At 64.0% G+C, this 16,253-nt stretch carries 16 protein-coding genes; 6 read left to right on the forward strand and 10 right to left on the reverse strand.

Annotation, left to right across the window (positions count from 1 at the left end; genetic code table 11):
• From NKI38_RS07435 to NKI38_RS07455, 5 genes are all read left to right on the forward strand, one after another.
• Positions 1-354, forward strand: coding sequence for a TIGR04076 family protein (locus tag NKI38_RS07435; RefSeq protein ID WP_352656041.1), 354 nt, complete (start codon positions 1-3; stop codon positions 352-354).
• The gene (locus NKI38_RS07440; RefSeq protein WP_352656043.1) at positions 351-1,406 is read left to right on the forward strand and encodes an aldo/keto reductase; all 1,056 of its coding nucleotides are present in this window, start codon (positions 351-353) and stop codon (positions 1,404-1,406) included. The genes NKI38_RS07435 and NKI38_RS07440 overlap by 4 nt, the downstream gene beginning before the upstream one ends.
• Positions 1,403-1,831: a DUF4440 domain-containing protein gene (locus tag NKI38_RS07445; protein WP_352656045.1), complete on the forward strand. Its 429-nt coding sequence runs from the start codon at positions 1,403-1,405 to the stop codon at positions 1,829-1,831. The genes NKI38_RS07440 and NKI38_RS07445 overlap by 4 nt, the downstream gene beginning before the upstream one ends.
• A 48-nt stretch (positions 1,832-1,879) precedes the next feature.
• A complete protein-coding gene (locus NKI38_RS07450; protein ID WP_352656047.1) occupies positions 1,880-3,139 on the forward strand; it encodes an ABC transporter substrate-binding protein in 1,260 nt (419 codons plus the stop codon).
• Positions 3,140-3,275: 136 nt separating this feature from the next.
• Complete coding sequence (locus NKI38_RS07455) at positions 3,276-4,679, forward strand: FAD-binding oxidoreductase (RefSeq protein ID WP_352656049.1); 1,404 nt, start codon at positions 3,276-3,278, stop codon at positions 4,677-4,679.
• Between the two features lie 15 nt (positions 4,680-4,694).
• Here the strand turns inward: NKI38_RS07455 and NKI38_RS07460 are convergent, their stop codons facing one another.
• From NKI38_RS07460 to NKI38_RS07495, 8 genes are all read right to left on the reverse strand, one after another.
• Positions 4,695-5,495, reverse strand: coding sequence for an ABC transporter permease (locus tag NKI38_RS07460; RefSeq protein ID WP_352656051.1), 801 nt, complete (start codon positions 5,493-5,495; stop codon positions 4,695-4,697).
• Positions 5,492-6,364 carry an ABC transporter permease gene (locus NKI38_RS07465; RefSeq protein WP_352656053.1) on the reverse strand — a complete coding sequence of 291 codons (873 nt, stop codon included), beginning with the start codon at positions 6,362-6,364 and terminating at the stop codon, positions 5,492-5,494. The genes NKI38_RS07460 and NKI38_RS07465 overlap by 4 nt, the downstream gene beginning before the upstream one ends.
• Positions 6,361-7,464, reverse strand: a complete 1,104-nt coding sequence (locus NKI38_RS07470) for an ABC transporter ATP-binding protein (RefSeq protein WP_352656055.1) — start codon at positions 7,462-7,464, stop codon at positions 6,361-6,363. Before NKI38_RS07470 ends, NKI38_RS07465 begins: the two co-directional genes overlap by 4 nt.
• Positions 7,465-7,540: 76 nt before the next feature.
• Positions 7,541-8,566, reverse strand: coding sequence for an ABC transporter substrate-binding protein (locus NKI38_RS07475; protein WP_352656057.1), 1,026 nt, complete (start codon positions 8,564-8,566; stop codon positions 7,541-7,543).
• Positions 8,567-8,617: 51 nt separating this feature from the next.
• Positions 8,618-9,616, reverse strand: a complete 999-nt coding sequence (gene araD1, locus NKI38_RS07480) for an AraD1 family protein (RefSeq protein ID WP_352656058.1) — start codon at positions 9,614-9,616, stop codon at positions 8,618-8,620.
• A 32-nt stretch (positions 9,617-9,648) separates the two neighbouring features.
• Positions 9,649-10,428 carry an SDR family NAD(P)-dependent oxidoreductase gene (locus NKI38_RS07485; protein WP_352656060.1) on the reverse strand — a complete coding sequence of 260 codons (780 nt, stop codon included), beginning with the start codon at positions 10,426-10,428 and terminating at the stop codon, positions 9,649-9,651.
• Positions 10,429-10,439: 11 nt separating this feature from the next.
• Entirely contained in the window at positions 10,440-12,167 is a 1,728-nt protein-coding gene (locus NKI38_RS07490; protein WP_352656062.1) for an IlvD/Edd family dehydratase, read from the reverse strand.
• Positions 12,164-12,955 (reverse strand): FadR/GntR family transcriptional regulator, encoded by a 792-nt coding sequence (locus NKI38_RS07495; RefSeq protein WP_352656064.1) that lies wholly within the window; start codon positions 12,953-12,955, stop codon positions 12,164-12,166. The genes NKI38_RS07490 and NKI38_RS07495 overlap by 4 nt, the downstream gene beginning before the upstream one ends.
• A gap of 60 nt (positions 12,956-13,015) precedes the next feature.
• On the opposite strand from NKI38_RS07495, the gene NKI38_RS07500 reads away from it, so the two are divergent.
• On the forward strand, positions 13,016-13,945 hold the full coding sequence (locus NKI38_RS07500) for an aldose 1-epimerase (protein ID WP_352656065.1): 930 nt from the start codon (positions 13,016-13,018) through the stop codon (positions 13,943-13,945).
• Positions 13,946-13,979: 34 nt separating this feature from the next.
• Here NKI38_RS07500 and NKI38_RS07505 read toward each other — a convergent pair whose 3' ends face one another.
• Together NKI38_RS07505 and NKI38_RS07510 are read right to left on the reverse strand one after the other, a co-directional pair.
• On the reverse strand, positions 13,980-15,425 hold the full coding sequence (locus NKI38_RS07505; RefSeq protein WP_352656067.1) for an aldehyde dehydrogenase: 1,446 nt from the start codon (positions 15,423-15,425) through the stop codon (positions 13,980-13,982).
• A 40-nt stretch (positions 15,426-15,465) separates the two neighbouring features.
• A complete protein-coding gene (locus NKI38_RS07510; protein ID WP_352656149.1) occupies positions 15,466-16,251 on the reverse strand; it encodes a coniferyl-alcohol dehydrogenase in 786 nt (261 codons plus the stop codon).
• Positions 16,252-16,253 lie beyond the last annotated feature (2 nt).

A 16,253-nucleotide genomic window follows, 5' to 3' on the forward strand; every position in this document is an offset into this window, starting at 1 on the left:
ATGGCTGACGACAGTTTCGAGCTCTTCGATCTTCGCGTCGAGGCGGTCATCCCCGAGGGAAAACCGATCTATTGCGGCGCCAAGGCCGGCGACTATTTCGAGCTCAAGGGCGAGATGCTGTCGATGCCGGCAGGGCAGGGGTTTTCGATTTATTCGATCTCCGCCGTCTTGCCGCTGCTGGCGGCGAAGCAGCGCCCGACCCACCCGAACGACTGGATGACCTCGGACGCCGAGATCGCTTGTCCCGATCCCAATTGCGCCAGCCGGCTCCGGATCGTCAGGGTGGCCAAGCGGCGGTTCAGCCATGCCGAGACGACGGCCGTGCCGCTGCCGAAGGAGAATGACCTGACATGACCGCCAAGACCTTCGAACTCGGACCCGGCTACACCATCTCGCGTGTCATTCGCGGCAGCTGGCAGCTGGCCGGCGGCCACGGCGCCATCGACCGCAGCCAAGCGGTGGCCGACCTGATCGCCACTTTCGATGCCGGCATCTGGACCTATGATTGCGCCGACATCTACACCGGTGTCGAGGAACTCATCGGCGCCGCGCGCCTGCGGCTTGCCAGCGAGCGCGGCCTCGATGTCGCGGCCCGGATGAAGGTGCACACCAAGCTGGTGCCCGACCTTGAACGGCTGGCCAGCATCAGCCGCGACTATGTCAGGGGCATCGTCGACCAATCGCTGCGGCGGCTGAAGACCGAGCGGCTCGATCTCGTGCAGTTCCATTGGTGGGACTATGCGCAGCCTCGTTATGTCGAGGCGATGGGCTGGCTCGACGAGCTTCGGCTGGAAGGCAAGGTCCGCAATCTCGGCACCACCAATTTCGACACGCCAAGGCTCGCGGAAATCCTGGCGGCCGGCATTCCGCTTGTCAGCCAGCAGCTGCAATATTCGGTGCTCGACCAGCGGCCCGGCAACAGCCTTGCCACACTGGCAAAACAGAACGGCGTCAGCTTCCTCTGCTACGGCTCAGTCGCCGGCGGTTTCCTCAGCGATAAATGGCTCGGCGTGGCCGAACCCGCCACCCCGCTCGAAAACCGCTCGCTGGTCAAATACAAGCTGATCATCGATGATTTCGGCGGCTGGGACCTGTTCCAGGAGCTGCTTCAGGCGCTGAAGGCCGTTGGCGACCGCCACGGCGTTGATGTCGCCACCGTCGCCAGCGCCTGGGTGCTCGAGCAGCCACAAGTGGCGGCCGTCATCGTCGGCGCCCGCAACCAGGCGCATGCGCTGGCCAATGCGAAGATCATGGACGTTTCGCTCGATGCCGGGGACCGGACGCGGATTGCAGCCGTCATCGCGCAAGGCACCGGCCTCGAGGGTGACGTCTACACGCTGGAGCGCGACCGTCACGGCCGTCACGGCTCGATCATGCACTACAACCTCAATGCGGGGAAGAAATGAGCGGCGAGCGCTCCCTGTTTTCACGCGCCAGCGCCGCGGTTATCGACCTGCATCGCTTCTTCGTCGACTGGTTCGTTGCCGCGCGAGCCAACATGGCAGACTTCGGCCGCTTCGAACGCGCCATCGGCGAGGACTTCAGCATGGTGGCGCCGGACGGTCAGGTGCTCGATCGCAAGGCGGTCGTCGATCATGTCCGTTCAAGCCGCGCCTCTTGCGACGACGGTTTTGCCATTTCGATCGAGGACATCCGGCCCGGCTGGCAGGACGCCGATACCATCGTCGTCCTTTACGTCGAAGCGCAACTGCGCGGCGGCAAGCACAGCCGCCGCCAGTCGAGCGCCGTTTTCACCACCAGTTCATCGGCGCCCAACGGCGTCGAATGGCGGCATCTGCATGAAACCTGGCTGCAGGTGCCGGAACGCTGAACAGGCTCCAGAGATCAAATACAGTTGAGTAACGAAAGGGGAACAACAATGACAAAGACGATACTCCAACTCACCACAGCACTTGCTCTCGTGACGATGGCGGGTGCGGCACAGGCCGCAGATTGCAAGATCACCGTCGGCCTCGTCATGGAACTGACCGGCCCGGCCGGCGAATACGGTCAGGCCGGCGCCAAGTCGGTCGAGATGGCCTTCCGCGACATCAACGAAGCCGGCGGCGTGCGCGGCTGCGATCTGGCGACCGATACGCGCGACAGCCAGAGCCAGGGCAACATCGCGGTCGACGCCGCCACCCAGCTCGTGCAGGTGAAGAAGGTGCCGGTCATCATCGGCGGCATCATCTCGTCGGTGTCGATCCCGATCCTGACGTCGGTCACAGCACCGGCCAAGATCGTCCAGGTCTCGCCGGCGTCGTCCTCGCCGACGCTGACGGCGCTCGGGCGCGACGGCAAGACCAATGGTATCTTCTTCCGCACCATCACCTCGGATGCGCTGCAGGGCGTAGCCGCGGCCAAATATGCCGTCGACAAGGGCTTCAAGAAATTGTCGATCATCCATGTCAACAACGACTTTGGCGTCAACATGGTGGCCGAATTCTCGCGCGCCTACAAAGCGCTCGGCGGCACCATCGTCTCCGACACGCCTTACAACGAGAAGCAGTCGAGCTATGCCTCGGAAGTCACGGCGGCAATGGCCGGCGAGCCGGACGGCCTCTATCTCGTTAGCACGCCGGTCGACGGCGCAACGGTCGCCCGCACCTGGATTTCGCAGGGCGGCGTGCAGAAATTCCTGCTCAATGACGGCATGAACAGCCCGGACTTCATCGAGTCCGTCGGCGCCGATTATCTGAAGGAAGCCTATGGCACCTCGTCCGGCACCAGCCCGACGGCCTCGACGGAGTATTTCACCAAGAACTACAAGGAATTCTCCGGCATCGAACCGTCCAATCCGGCGGCCGACCGTTCCTATGATGCCGGCGCCATCGTTGGCTTGGCCATCGCCATTGCCGGCTCGGAGGATCCGGCCAAGATCAAGGACGCGATGTACAAGGCGGTCGATCCCGCTGGCACGCCGATCTTTGCCGGCAAGGAGGAGTTCGCCAAGGCGCTCGGCCTGATCAAGGACGGCAAGCCGATCCGCTACGAAGGCGTCATCGGCCCGGTCGCCTTCGACAAATATGGCGACATCACCGGCCCGTTCCGGCTGTGGAAGATCGTCGACGGCAAGGTGACGACCGACGGGGAAATGACCACCGACGACGTCAACGCCCTGCAGGCGAAACTTCAGTAAGAACTTGTCGCCCGGCATCGATCACAGCGCGATCGATGCGGGGCGATCGGCCCATCCGCATACAGGGGTCACGCGGACGATGTCGTTTGCACGAACAAGCGTTTGACCGGCAGGCGATCCAGAATAGGATTGGCTGATGTCGCCTGAAATCCAACGACTTCTATCCGCTCTCGACAACCGGCTGGGTGCGGGCGGCGTGCTCGCCGGCGCGGATGTGGACCAGCGCTATCGCGACGATCCCGACAGTAAGCTCGGCGCGCTTCCCGAAGCGGTGCTGCGCCCGCGCGACACCGAGGGCGTCGCGGCGGTACTCGCCGCATGTAACGATCTCGGCCAGCCGGTTGTGGTGCAGGGCGGACGCACCAGCCTGGCAGGCGCCGCGCGTGTGCAGCCGGGTGAGGTGGTGCTGTCGCTGGAGCGCATGACCGGCCTCGCAGTTCTGGATCGACAGGCTGTCAGCATCGTTGCCGAAGCGGGCGCGACGCTGCAGGCGGTGCAGGAGGCAGCCGACGGTGCGGGGCTGATGTTCGGCGTCGATATCGGCGCACGCGGTTCGGCCACTATCGGCGGCAATGTCGCCACCAATGCCGGCGGCATCCGCGTGCTGCGCTATGGCATGTACCGGGCGCAGGTTCTGGGGCTGGAAGCCGTCCTTGCTGATGGCAGCGTGCTGACTTCGCTCAAGGGCCTGCCCAAGGACAATTCCGGCTACGACCTCAGCCAGCTCTTCATCGGCACGGAAGGAACTCTCGGTGTTGTCACCCGCGCCGCGCTCAGGCTGCATCCGAAGCCCGCGTCCGAGGTGAACGCCTTCTGCGCGCTCTCCTCGCTCGATGCGGCGATCGCGCTGCTTGGGCTGCTGCGGCAAAAGCTCGGCCCACTGCTGTCCGCCTATGAGGTCAACTTCGCACCGCTCTATGACGTCATGGTCGCCAGCATGGCCATGCGCGCGCCGCTGCCCGCGGGCTCGCCTGTTTATGTGCTGGCCGAGATACAGGGCAGCGAGCCCGAGCGCGACGGCGAGCGCTTCGCCGAAGTGCTGATGCAAGCGGTCGAGGACGGCGTCATCGACGATGTCGTCGTCTCGCAGTCGTCGCGCGAATTCCGAGCCCTTTGGGACGTGCGCGAAGACGCCAATCGCATCCTGTTTTCGATCAAGGGTCTGATCGGCGTCGACGTCAGCATTCCGCTCGCGCGCATGGGAGCGTTCCTGCAAGCGGCGGACGCCGCCATCCATGCCGTCGACCCCGGCGCCGACATCTATGTCTTCGGCCATCTCGGCGACGGCAATCTGCACTGCCAGGTTCGCACGGTCGATCCGGCGGCGGCATACGACATAGTCTATCGCGGCGTGGCGGCGGCCGGCGGCGGCGTTTCGGCCGAACATGGTATCGGCCTCGACAAGAAGAAGTGGCTGCATCTGGTCCGCAGTGACGCCGAAATCGCCACGATGCGGCGGCTGAAGGCCGCATTCGACCCCAGAAACATCCTCAATCCGGGACGGGTCTTCGACCTCAACCCAACCGCCTTCTCCCGATGACGATTGCCCTGTAATTCAAGTCCGTTCCGTCGCGACTTGCCTGGGGATGAGAAAGCGAGCGGCAAGCACGCAGAGCAGCACGGTGAACATCAGGATCAGCGCCACCAGCGCATTGATGTCGGGTGAGAAGCCAAGCCGCATCATCGCCCACAGCCTGACCGGCAATGTGCTCTGGGTGCCGGTGACCAGGATGGTGATCATCGTCTCGTCGAACGACAGCGCGAAGGCCAGGATCGCGCCGCCGACCATCGCGCTCGACAGGTTCGGCAGGATGATGCGCCAGAACGTCTGCCAGCCCGTGGCGCCGAGATCGTAGGAGGCTTCGACCAGCGTGCGGCTCATCGACTGCAGCCGCATCAGCACTGTGCGGTAGACGATCGCCAGCACGAAAACCGTATGCCCGATGACGATCGTCAGCAGCGAGCGTTCGAGGCCGATTTCGCGGAAGAAGATCAGCAGCGCCAGACCGCTGATGATGGGCGGCATCAGGAACGGCAGGAAGATTATGAACTGCAGGATCGACCGCCCGGAGCGGCGGCCGTGATAGTAGAGCGCCAGCAGCGTTCCGATGACCACCGAGAGGATGACGGTGCACACACCGACGATCAGCGTGGTACGCAAGGCGACCAATATGTCGTGATTTTCGGCCAGCGCGACATAGGTCGCGAAGGTCGGCGACGACCAGTCGACATTGCCACGCGCAATGGTGAAAAACGACGACACGATCGGCACGAACAGCGGGCTGTAGAGCAGCACGGCAACCAGCGTCGTGATCGCGGCCAGAAGGACGGTGGACAACCGGGGCAGGGTGGTCATACCGAAGTCCCTCGATTTCGCCCGAAGCGTTCGCCAACGAGGATTGCCGCGATCACCACGACCGCCAGCGCCACCGATAGTGCGGCGCCGAACGGCCAGTTATAGGCCGTGCCGAACTGGCTGTAGAGAATGCGGCCGAAGGTGAAGCCGCTGATCCCGCCGACCATTTGCGGCGTCAGGAAATCGCCGATCGCCAGCACGAAGACGAAACTCGCCGCCGAGGCCACGCCGGGCAGGCTGAGCGGCAAGGTGATGCGCAGGAATGTCTGCCAGCCGCTCGCCCCGAGATCGTCGGAGGCACGCAGCAGCACCTGCGGTATCCGCTCCAGCGACAGGAAGATCGGCAGGATAGCAAAGGGGATCAAGAGCAGGGTCAGCGTCAGCAGGATGGCGTTCATGTTGAACACGAAAAGCGTCGACGGCTGCTGCAGGATGCCGACCGCCACCAGCGCCTTGTTGAGAAAGCCGTTGAGGCCGAGGATGCTGCGGATCGCATAGATCTTGATGACGTAGCTCATCAGCAACGGCACCAGCAGCAGCATCAGCAAGGCATAGCGCCAGCGCCCTTGCAGCGTCGTCAGGAAATAGGCGGCGGGATAGGCAAGCAGAATGCAGATGATGGCCACCGAGACGCACAGCACGATGGTGTTCCAGAACACCGGCAGAAAGACCGGATCGGTGAAGAACCTGACATAGTTGCCCAGCGATACCCCGTATACGATCGTGCCCTGATCGACGCTGAAGAAACTGTAGCCGAGGAAGATTACCAGCGGCACCAGGACGAAGACCACCGGCAAGGCAAACGCGAGCACCATCACCAGCAGCGACAGCCGTCTTTCCGCAGGCAGTGTCGAGCCGGCTTCGCTCATGCCAGCACCAGATGGCCTTCATGCGGCGCAAACGAAAGCGACACCGTCTCGCCGGATTTGAGCGCGCTGCCGCCGACCCGGCTCGGCACACGTAGCCGCAAACGTTGCGTGGCATTGTCGGCGCCGGCCGTGATGGTGGCGACGGTCGACGAGCCGGCGAAGGCCATGTCGGAGATCGTGCCGGAAAAGCGGTTATCGGTGTCCCTTGCATCCGCAAGATGCAAGGCTTCGGGACGGAAGACAGCGTAGGCGCTGGCGCCATCCGTTGCGGCTTTCAAATGCGGCTGGTCACCGATCGAACAAACCAGGCGCCCAAGCGCCGTCTCGATCGATCGCAGCTCGCCCTGCACCGGTTCGAGTTTCCCGGCCACCAGATTGTTCTCGCCGAAGAAGCGCGCGACGAACTCGCAATTCGGCTTGTAGTAAAGGTCGTGCGGCGTGCCGAGCTGACGGATATGGCCGGCCTCCATGACACAGATCCGATCGGCCATGCCGATGGCTTCTTCCTGGTCGTGGGTGACGAACAGGAAGGTGGTCTTGATTTCGCGCTGGATGGATTTCAGGAAGACCTGCATCTGCCGGCGCAGTTCGAGGTCGAGTGCCGCCAGCGGCTCGTCGAGCAGGATCAGGCGCGGCTGGCAGATCAGCGCACGGGCGAGTGCGACGCGCTGGCGTTGTCCGCCGGAGAGCTGCGCGGGAAAGCGGTCGGCGAAACGCCCGAGCTGAACCAGGTCGAGCGCCTCCGCGACACGGCGCGCGATTTCCTTGCGCTGGATATGGCGGACCGAAAGCCCGTAGCCGACATTGCCGGAAACGGTCAGATGCGGAAACAGCGCATAGTCCTGAAACACGGTGTTGAACGGCCGCCGGTTGATCGGCATGCGGCTGATGTCTTGCCCATCCAGGTGGATCTCGCCCGATGTCAGCGGCTCCAACCCACCGATCAGCCGCAGGACCGTGGTCTTGCCGGAGCCCGAAGGCCCAAGCACGGTGAGGAACTCACCATCCCGGATTGACAGGTCGATGTCGTGCAGCACGGGGACCGTGCCGTAGGATTTCGAGACGGACCGCAGCGTCAAGAGGTCGGCGTTCTGGTTCATGAAATACTCTCGCATACGCTTCGGCGGTCCGGAACCTCCGGACCGCCGGGTCCTTCGAAGGCAGGATACGGCAATATCAGGGCGTCGCCTTGACCTCGTTCCACAGGTCCGAACGCTTGAGCGGGTCCTCGACATTGTTGAGCCAGACCAGCTTGTCGTTGCCGCCGGCGCTGCCGGTTTCCGTCACCGTGTTGCCGAAGCCGGTGCGCTCGGAAAGCTCGCCGCTGACCTTCTTGCTCAGCATGAAATCAATCCATTTCTCGGCCGCCGCATTGTCGCGGACGCCCTTGGAAATGACCCAGTTGTCGAGCCAGGCGAGCGCGCCCTCGCTTGGATTGACGTAGGCGACATGGGCGCCGATCTTCTGCAGCGCCTTGACCTGCTGCTGGCCGTAATTGGCCCAGATCAGGGCGACGTCATTGTTCTGGTAGATCTGCTGCGCCTCGTCGGCGGTGGTGTAGAAGCTCAGCACGTTGCGCTTGAGTTCGACCAGCTTGGCCTTGACCGCCGCCATCTGCTCTTCGTCGAGGTTGAATGGATCCTTGTAGCCGAGCGTTAGTGCGGTGAACGAGAAATTGTGCTCGCCATTGTCGTACGCCAGCACCTTGCCCTTGTAGGCCGGGTCCCACAGAACCGACATCGAGGTCGGCGCCGGCTTGACCTTGTCCGTGTCGTAGATCAGGCCGATGGAGTCGAAGCAGAACGGAATGCCGTAGACCTTCCCGTCCTTGGTGACGCCGCTCACCGCGGTCAGATCGCGGAAGCGCGGCAGCACCTCTTTCTGGTTGGCGAGCTTGGTGACGTCGATCGGTGACACCAGATCGGCCTTGATGTAGCGCTGCAGCTGGGCGGTGTTGACGGCGAAAACGTCGAAGTCCTGGCCTTCGCTGCCCTTGATCTTGGCCCAGATCTCGTCGTCGCTGCCGATGAAAACGACATCGGCGCCGATGCCGGTCGCAGCGGTGAAGTCCTTGACCCAGTCGGCATCGGCGTAGCCGTCCCAGGCCAGAACCCGCAGGTTCGCGGCGAGCGCCGCCGATGTCATCAGGCCGATGCCGAGCCCGATCGTCGCCATTCTCAGAAACAGTTTTTTCAGTCCCATTTTCAATCTCCCATTGTCATTCTATGGACCGCAGTTTCCGGACTTTCGCCGTCACAGCTGGGTGACGGCGACCAGTCCCTCGTCCGGCACCGACACCATCCGGTTGCGCAGTGGCTTGCCGAATGTCTGTGCCTGGATTTCATATTCGTCGCCGGAAGCCGTCTTGACGCCGGAGGCGTAGCTCATCACCGCCGCGCCGAAGAAATAGGCATGCAGGTCGCCCGCCCTGCGGTGCATCGGGTAGCGGAAATGGTAGTGTTCGAGATTGGCGATCGAGTGCGACATGTGCGCCTCGCCCGACAGGAACTCCCGCTCCCAGATGACGGTGCCGTCGCGCAGGATGCGGGAATGACCGCGCACTTCGTCGGGCAGGTCGCCGATCAGCAGCTCCGGGCCGATCGAGCAGGAGCGCAGCTTGGAATGGGCGAGATAGAGGTAGTTCTCGGCTTCCGTCACATGGTCGGAATATTCGTTGCCGAGCGCGTAACCGATGCGGTAAGGGCGGCCATCCGGCCCATTGAAATAGAGGCCGACGATCTCAGCCTCTTCGGCGCCGGCGCGCGCGAAGGCCGGCATCGGCAGCGGCGCACCGGGCGGCACGACACAGGTGCCGACGCCCTTGAAGAACCATTCGGGCTGGATTCCGATCTGCCCGGCGACGGGTTTGCCGCCTTTCAGGCCCATGCGGAAGATCTTCAGTGAATCCGATTCCTCGGCATCCTCGCCATGGGTCAGCACATGCATCTTGTCGCGTGCAGCGGCACTTCCGGTATGGGTCAGGCCCGTGCCGGTGACCAGGAGGCGTGCCGGTTCCGGATGGTCGACCGGGGCCAGCACGCGGCCGTCGCGCAACAGCTGGTCGTAGTCGATTGTCGTTGTGCCGGTCCGCTTCTCGACCAGCGCTGCGATCGACGTGACCTGGGCGATTGCCGCTTCGGCCAGTTCCAGCACGCTGCTGGTTTTGTCGAGCGGATGCAGGTGATTGCCGTCATCCGAGACACGGCCAACCCGTCTGCTGCCGTCGGCCATTCTGAACTGTACAAGACGCATGAACTAACCTTCTTCCTTTGAAGCCGTACGGGTCACACCCAGCCCGCATCGACTATGAACTGCTGGCTTGTGCACATGCGGCTGTCGTCGGCGGCGAGGAACAGCGCCATGCGCGCGATATCGGAGGGTTGCAGCCGGTCGGGCAGGCATTGCCTTTCAGCGATCTGCCGTTCGCCGGCCGGGTCCAGCCACAGCCGCATCTGGCGCTCTGTCATCACCCAGCCCGGCACCATGCAGTTGACGCGGATGCGCTCGTGGCCGAGTTCGCGGGCCAGCGCCCGGGTCATGCCGTAAACAGCGGCTTTGGCGGTGACATAGGCTGGGCAATCGGGATCGCCAACCATCCAGGTGATGGAGCCGAAATTGATGATCGAGCCGCTGCCCAGCGTGTTCATCTGTGGGCGCACCGCCTGCGCGGCGAAGAACTGGTGGCGCAGATTGACCGCCATGCGGTCGTCCCAATAGGCTGGTGTCACGTCCTTGGTCCGGTGACGGTCGTCATTGCCGGCATTGTTGCACAGTGCCTGGATGGGGCCGTTGTGCTGCATCGCCTGCACAGTGGCTGCCTGCAACTCTTCGACGTTGCGCAAGTCGCAGGGAATGAACAGCGGTGCGGGATGTCCCTCGGCCGCGATCGCGTCGACCAGGCGTTGGGACGGTTCCTCGGCCAGATCGACAAAGGCGACACGGCTGCCTTGCGCGCAAAAATGGCGCACCAGGCTTTCGCCGATGCCGCTGCCGCCGCCGGTTATGAAGACACTTCGGCCCTTGAGGCTTGGGTAGATGGCGTAGCTGCCGATTTCATCCGTCATGGCGCGCCTCTCTAGTGCGAATGCCGAGGAATGCCGGCATCGCGCCTGCCGACGAGAAAGTCGAAATCGCAGCCCTTGTCGGCCTGCAGCACCCGCTCGACATAGAGGCTCTGGTAGCCGCCTTCCGGCGGCGCCGGCGGCTGCCAGTCACGCCGACGGATTGCGAGTTCCTCATCCGATACCAAGAGTTCCAGCCGGCGGCCGGCGACATCGAGCTCGATGAGGTCACCGTTGCGCACCAGCGCCAGCGCGCCGCCGGCTGCTGCTTCCGGCGCTACATGCAGCACCACGGTGCCGTAGGCCGTGCCGCTCATGCGCGCGTCTGAAATGCGCACCATGTCGGAGACGCCCTGCTTGAGCAGTTTGGCCGGCAGCGGCATGTTGCCGACCTCGGCCATTCCGGGATATCCGCGCGGCCCGCAGTTCTTCAACACCATCACCGAGGAGGCGTCGATATCCAGCTCCGGATCGTCGATGCGGGCGTAGTAATGTTCGATGTTCTCGAATACCACCGCCTTGCCGCGATGCTGCATCAGCTCCGGCGTCGCCGCGGACGGTTTGATTACCGCCCCGTCAGGCGCCAGATTGCCGCGCAGGATGGAGATGCCACCCTCCTTGGTCAGCGGCTGACTCAGCGGCCGGATCACCTCGCTGTTGTAGTTGGGCGCGCCGTCGATCAATTCACCGATGGTCTTGGCGCTGACGGTCATGGCGTCGCGATGAAGAAGCCCCACTTCATCAAGCGACGCCATGACCGCAGCTAGCCCCCCGGCATAGTAGAAATCTTCCATCAGGAATCGGCCCGACGGCATCAGATCGACAATGGTTGGAACGTCACGGCCAAGTCGGTCCCAATCCTCGAGACTGAGGTCGACACCGATCCGGTTGGCGATGGCGATCAGATGCAGCACCGCGTTGGTCGAGCCGCCGATCGCCCCGTTGACGCGAATGGCATTCTCGAAGGCTTGCCTGGTGAGGATCTGCGCGATCGTCACGTCCCTGCGAACCAGATCGACGATCTGGCGGCCAGCCATCTGGGCGAGCACGCCACGGCGCGAGTCCACCGCCGGGATCGCGGCATTGTCCGGCATGCCGATGCCGAGCGCTTCGACCATGCTGGCCATGGTCGAAGCCGTGCCCATCGTCATGCAACTGCCCGCCGACCGGCTTTGTCCCTGCTCCGCGGCGAGGAAGTCGGCAACCGGCATGCGGCCGGCCTTCACTTCCTCGGCGAATTTCCAGACATGGGTGCCCGAGCCGATATCCTGTCCACGGAACTTGCCGTTGAGCATCGGCCCGCCGGAAACCGCGATGGTCGGCAGATTGCACGATGCGGCACCCATCAGCAGTGCCGGCGTGGTCTTGTCGCAGCCGACCAGCAGGATGACGCCGTCGATCGGATTGCCGCGGATGGACTCTTCGACATCCATGCTGACCAGATTGCGAAACAGCATGGCGGTGGGGCGCATGTTGCTCTCGCCCAGCGACATCACCGGGAATTCGAGCGGCAGGCCGCCGGCTTCATAGACGCCGCGTTTGACGTGGTCGGCCAGCGCCCGCAGATGGGCGTTGCACGGGGTCAGTTCCGACCAAGTGTTGCAGATGCCGATCACCGGGCGGCCGTCGAAAGCGTCGGCGGGGATGCCCTGGTTCTTCATCCAGCTGCGGTGCATGAAGGCGTTCTTGCCTTCGCCGCCGAACCAGGCCTCAGACCGCAGCTTGCGTTTGGTGTCGGTCACGATGTCTGTTCCCGATCCTGGCGGCGCTTGTTGCGGTTCTCGACGCTGCGGCGCACGTCTTCCTCGGCATTGTCGATGAGCACCAGCAGCGCCTTTTGCGCGCCTGCCGCGTCGCCGGATGCAATCTTTTCGGCCACTTCGCGGTGCAGCGGCAAAGAGTGGCGCTGCCCTTCCGGATTGTCGTTGGAGAGGCGAAAGCTCATCACCAGTGCGGTTTCGACCAGTGCCGCCAGCGAGCCGATCAGCTCATTGCCGGTCATGCGCAGGATTGTCTGGTGGAACAAAAGGTCAGGCTTGGCGAAGCGATCGCCGTCGTCGACAACCGCTTCCATTTCGGCCAGCGCGGCATTGATCTCGGCAATCTGCGCCGGTGTGGCGCGCCTGGCGGCGAGCGCGGCCGACATCGGCTCGATGGCCCGGCGCAATTCGAACAGCGCCCGGACATCGTCGGCGCTGACACCGCTGGCGTAGCGCCACGACAGAACATCCGGATCGAGGAAATTCCAGTCGGAGCGGGGGCGCACCCTTGTGCCGGTCTTCGGCCGCGATTCGACCAGCCCCTTGCCGGCCAGCACCTTGATCGCCTCGCGCAGCACGGTGCGGCTGACCCCCAGCATCTCGCTGGAATCGTCGGCATTGGGCAGTGCCTCGCCGGGCAGGAAGTCGCCCTGCACGATGCGCAGCCCGATCTGCTCGACGACCGTCGCATGCAGCGCCGTCGAGCCGCTGGAAACCGCCACCGCAACCCTTGACGTGCGCGCCGTGCTGAAAGACTTCTTATTCTTCATACTATTCATATGATATGTCTTATAGGCGTGGCAATTGGAGTCAAGGGATGGGGAGTGCCGATGACAAAGAATTCCGCTGCCGTTGCCGAGCAGCATCAAGAGCTGGTCTCGATCAGCGATGGCATTGCGACTGTAGAGATTGCCCCGGCTGCAGGCGGCGCGCTGGCGTCGTATCGCTGGCGGCAAAACGGCTCCGTGGTGGATTGGCTGCGCCCCACAGATCAGGCGGCAATCAACAGCCGCGACGCCGGCGCTATGGCCTGCTTCCCGCTGGTCCCCTACTCCAATCGCATAAGGGACGGCCGCTTCGCATTCTCCGGCCGCACCGTCGAACTGCCGACCAGTTCCGATGATCCGCATCATGAGCATGGCCACGGCTGGTGTCGGCCATGGACGGTCGTGCGGCACGAAGCAGGCATTGCCGTCTTGCGCTATCGCCACCTCGCCGATTCCTGGCCGTGGAGCTATGAAGCCGAGCAAGCGATCTCGTTGATCGACGGCAGGCTGGTTGTTGCCATCTCGCTGCGCAACCTCTCGGACAGCCCGATGCCGGCCGGTTTCGGCCTCCATCCCTATTTTCCGTCGACGCCGTGGACGCATGTTCAGGCGCGGGTGTCCGGCATGTGGGAAACCGATGCGGAAATCCTGCCCACACGGCACGTCCTGCCGCCAGCCGGTGCCAATCCGACCACGGGCTTCGACGTGTCAGAGACGGACTTCGATACGGTCTTCACCGGATGGGCTCGTCGTGTGCGGATCGCCTGGCCGGAGCATGGGCGTCAGCTGGACATCGAGGCCGAGGCGCCACTCGATTTCCTCGTCCTCTACACGCCACCGGGCGAGCCGTTCTTTTGTGCCGAGCCGGTCAGCAACATCACCGATGCATTCAACCGCAGGGGTGACGCAGGCATCGACACCGGCTGCATCGTGCTGGCACCCGGCCAGATGCGATCCGCAAGCGTTCGCTTCACGCCTTCGCAGGCGATCTGATCGCCTATGTCGAACGGCCCAATGCGAGGCCGGATCAGAACGGGTAGTGCTGGCCCGGATCTTCGATCGTCACCCAGCGCAAATCGGTGAACTCGGCGATCGAGGCCTTGCCGCCGAAGCGGCCATAGCCCGAGCCCTTGACGCCGCCGAACGGCATCTGCGCCTCGTCGCCGACGGTCGGCCCGTTGATGTGGCAGATGCCGGCTTCGATGCGCGCGGCAACCGCCATGGCGCGTTTGAGGTCGCGGCTGAACACCGCCGAGGAGAGACCGTATTCGGTGTCGTTGGCGACGCGCACCGCCTCGTCCTCACCCTTCACCCGGATCACCGGCTTGACCGGTCCGAAGGATTCTTCGGCGTAGACGCGCATCGCCGGCGTGACGTGGTCGAGCAAAGTCGCTTCGACCACGGTGCCGGTGCGCTTGCCCCCCGCCATCAGCCTGGCGCCCTTGGCGACAGCATCGGCGACCAGCTCCTCCATCTTGTCGGCGGCCTGGCTGCTGATCAGCGAGCCCAGCACGACATGGCCGCGCGGATCGCCCGCCGGCAGTTGTGAGGCGCGGGCAGCCAGCTTGGAAACGAATTCATCGGCGACTTTCTCATCGACGATCAGACGCTCGGTTGACATACAGATCTGGCCCTGATGCATAAAGGCGCCGAAGGTGGCCGCGCTGACCGCCGCGTCGATGTCGGCATCGTCCAGCACCAGCAGTGGTGCCTTGCCGCCGAGTTCGAGCAGCGCCGGCTTCAGATGCCGGCCGGCGAGTTCGGCGATGATCCTGCCGACCTTGGTCGAGCCGGTGAAGTTGACGCGCTTGACTGCAGGGTGTCCGACCAATGCTTCGACAATGGCTGCCGCGTCCTTTGGATCGTTTGTGACGACATTGATGACGCCTTTGGGCAACCCAGCCTCGACCAGCACTTGGCCGATCAGCCGGTGCGTGCCGGGGCACATTTCCGAGGCTTTCAGCACCACGGTGTTGCCGCAGGCGATCGGCATCGCGATGGCGCGGGTGCCGAGAATGACCGGTGCGTTCCACGGCGCGATGCCGAGGCACACGCCGGCGGGCTGGCGGATCGCCATGGCCAGCGTGCCCGGCTTGTCGGACGGAATGATCTCGCCCGAGATCTGCGTCGTCATCGCCGCCGCCTCACGCAGCATGTTGGCCGCCAACATGACGTTGAATCCAGCCCAGGGACCGGTCGCTCCCGTCTCTTCCATCATCAGCCGGGTGAACTCGCCGACCTTGGAGGCCATGACGTCAGCAGCCTTCGACAGCAAGGCGCGGCGCTCGCCGGGCCCGGCCTTCGACCACGCCGGAAAGGCGGCGGCGGCGGCTTCGACCGCGGCATTGGCATCGGCAATGCTCGCTGCCGCGGCACGCGTCGCCAGTTTGCCGGTGAACGGGTCCATGCGCTCGTAGGACGCAGCACCCGAGGCTGCCCGTTCGCCACCGTCGATCAGAAGTCCGATATCCATTGTAGTCTCCACTGCTCCGATTGGAGCTGTTGATTGAGGTTTAGAAGCCGAGCACTTCGGCATTGATCGATGCTTCGAGGCCGCCATCGACCGGCACATTGACGCCGTTGACCCAGCGCGCTCCGTCCGAGCACAGGAACAGCACCACTGGGGCGATATCGCCCGATGTGCCGGCGCGCCCGACCCTTGCAATGTCGCTGTCGACACGGGCGTCACCGAGCACGCTGCGGAACTGCTTCAGGATCGGCGTTTCGACAGGCCCCGGGCTCACCGCATTGATGCGGATGCCACGGTGTTTGAACAGATCCTGATGCGCGGCGCGGAAAGTCCACAGCAAGAGCAGTTCCTTGGAAACCGGATAGCCTTCCTCGTTCTTGACAGCATGGTCTTCGACCACCTTGGCGACATCCGGAAAACCCTCGATGCCTACCATGGACGCGGCGCGGTTGAGATTGGCGCGCCAGCCGTAGCCGGCGATCGAGGCGACGTTGACGATGGCGCCGCCCTCGCGAAGCCTTGGCGCGATGCCTTCCGACAGAGCCCGCAGCCCGAAAAAGTTGACGGCCAGCGTCGATGCCGCACCGGTGTTGCCGGAGAGGCCGGCGACATTGCAGAGCGCATCGATGCGCTGCGGCAGGCGGGCGATCAGCTCGTCGACGCCGGCTTTCGACGAAATGTCGGCCTTGACGAAGCTGCCGACCGGAGCGGTCGGCTCACGCACATCGACGCCGATCACGTCGGCGCCAAGCTGGCCGGCAAGTTCCGCCGTGCGCGCGCCGATGCCGGAGGCAACACCGGTGATGAGGATCGTCTTGCCGAAAAGCATGG

Origin of the sequence: Mesorhizobium sp. M0621 (assembly GCF_040320745.1) — a bacterium.
GTDB lineage: Bacteria > Pseudomonadota > Alphaproteobacteria > Rhizobiales > Rhizobiaceae > Mesorhizobium.

Excerpts from the sequence above, each read along its gene's own strand:
- NKI38_RS07455 (WP_352656049.1), top strand. The coding sequence starts at position 3,276 with ATGTCGCCTGAAATCCAACGACTTCTATCCGCTCTCGACAACCGGCTG.
- NKI38_RS07470 (WP_352656055.1), bottom strand. The coding sequence starts at position 7,464 with ATGAACCAGAACGCCGACCTCTTGACGCTGCGGTCCGTCTCGAAATCC.
- NKI38_RS07495 (WP_352656064.1), bottom strand. The coding sequence starts at position 12,955 with ATGAAGAATAAGAAGTCTTTCAGCACGGCGCGCACGTCAAGGGTTGCG.
- araD1 (WP_352656058.1), bottom strand. The coding sequence starts at position 9,616 with ATGCGTCTTGTACAGTTCAGAATGGCCGACGGCAGCAGACGGGTTGGC.
- NKI38_RS07505 (WP_352656067.1), bottom strand. The coding sequence starts at position 15,425 with ATGGATATCGGACTTCTGATCGACGGTGGCGAACGGGCAGCCTCGGGT.
- NKI38_RS07510 (WP_352656149.1), bottom strand. The coding sequence starts at position 16,251 with ATGCTTTTCGGCAAGACGATCCTCATCACCGGTGTTGCCTCCGGCATC.
- NKI38_RS07460 (WP_352656051.1), bottom strand. The coding sequence starts at position 5,495 with ATGACCACCCTGCCCCGGTTGTCCACCGTCCTTCTGGCCGCGATCACG.
- NKI38_RS07465 (WP_352656053.1), bottom strand. The coding sequence starts at position 6,364 with ATGAGCGAAGCCGGCTCGACACTGCCTGCGGAAAGACGGCTGTCGCTG.
- NKI38_RS07500 (WP_352656065.1), top strand. The coding sequence starts at position 13,016 with ATGACAAAGAATTCCGCTGCCGTTGCCGAGCAGCATCAAGAGCTGGTC.
- NKI38_RS07445 (WP_352656045.1), top strand. The coding sequence starts at position 1,403 with ATGAGCGGCGAGCGCTCCCTGTTTTCACGCGCCAGCGCCGCGGTTATC.
- NKI38_RS07485 (WP_352656060.1), bottom strand. The coding sequence starts at position 10,428 with ATGACGGATGAAATCGGCAGCTACGCCATCTACCCAAGCCTCAAGGGC.
- NKI38_RS07435 (WP_352656041.1), top strand. The coding sequence starts at position 1 with ATGGCTGACGACAGTTTCGAGCTCTTCGATCTTCGCGTCGAGGCGGTC.
- NKI38_RS07450 (WP_352656047.1), top strand. The coding sequence starts at position 1,880 with ATGACAAAGACGATACTCCAACTCACCACAGCACTTGCTCTCGTGACG.
- NKI38_RS07440 (WP_352656043.1), top strand. The coding sequence starts at position 351 with ATGACCGCCAAGACCTTCGAACTCGGACCCGGCTACACCATCTCGCGT.
- NKI38_RS07475 (WP_352656057.1), bottom strand. The coding sequence starts at position 8,566 with ATGGGACTGAAAAAACTGTTTCTGAGAATGGCGACGATCGGGCTCGGC.